Annotated in this window: 1 protein-coding gene; it reads right to left on the bottom strand. The window is 70.0% G+C overall.

Annotated features, from left to right (window positions below; all coding sequences use genetic code 11):
• The coding region (locus EB084_26245) for a hypothetical protein (GenBank protein NDD31764.1) at window positions 1-1,046 on the bottom strand (1,046 nt) is incomplete at its 3' end.
• Window positions 1,047-1,110: the final 64 nt, after the last annotated feature.

Here is a 1,110-nt window from a genome sequence, read left to right as displayed (position 1 = left end):
GGGGTGTCAGGGTGAGGTTGGTTCGTCTCGACGTCGCGCTGCAGCACGTCGAAGCGTGTGAGCTCGAGCAGCCCTGCGTAGCGGGTCTTGTCGACGGTGAGCGGTGATGCGTCGTCGCCGCGGCCGTTCGCGCGATGCGCGGCACGTGCGACGAAGGCGCCGGTCATCGCGGCGAACAAGAAGAAGGGCACGGCAGTCTCATCGACACCGTCCGGCGCCGACACCACCGCGCAGTCGTGGTGCTGCGCGAGACGCTCTCGAATGTGACGCGCCAGTGGCATGGTCTGGCGCTCGCCCACGATGTACACGGCGGCCCGTCCGCTCTCGCCCAGCCCGCGCCACACCCCGTGGGTGAAGTTCTTCATGTCATAGGTCAGCGCCGGCCCCAGGGTCTCGCAGTGATAGCCCGCGAACGCCTCGGCCGCGCAGCGGGCGGCGGGCCCGTGCAGCGCTACGACTGCACCCGTGGGGGCGAGACACGAGGGTACGGCTGCCTCTACGGCCTCCCAGCATGGCGCGGGGAAACCCTCGTGTGGCCGCCCCTGCAGCCCTGTGACCGCCTCCCACGCCGCCACGAAGGCGGCCGCGGTGCCCGTGATGTTGAGGAAGGCGTGCTCGCCCAGCGTGGCGGTGACCAGCGACCGCTCGCGGGGCAGCTCAGCGGCTACCGTGCGCCCCTCGAGGGCCTTCTCGCCGCACAGCACGAACAGCGGCACGCTCAGACGCGTCGCCATCTCCAGAACGGTGAAGCTGTCACGTCGCCTGGCGCCCTGCGAGACGAGCAGGCAGACGTGGTTGTAGCGTGGTGGCGCCAGGGCGTATTCGAGCGGGGTGACGAAGGTGGCTTCGACGTCGGTGGTGGTGTTGAGCAGCCAGGTGAGATACCGTGCGGGGTAGGCTGAGTTTCCAGAGGCCGCCACCACCAGTCGCGGGCACGCGCGCAGCGCGCGTTGCAGTGCGGCGGGTTCGACCCGTCCGCGCGTCGCCTCCACCGCTTCGGGAATGCGCCGCCAGACCGCCCACAGGGATTCGACAGCCGCGCTCACACCGCGCCCATGGGCACGTTGTAGGAGTCGAAGCGCTGCAGCACGGGCTTCCATCCGTTCTCCA

The sequence above is a fragment of the Pseudomonadota bacterium genome, from assembly GCA_010028905.1.
Taxonomy (GTDB): domain Bacteria; phylum Vulcanimicrobiota; class Xenobia; order RGZZ01; family RGZZ01; genus RGZZ01.
The sequence above is the reverse complement of the archived record's forward strand: the minus strand, read 5'-3'. Positions and strand labels throughout refer to the sequence as shown.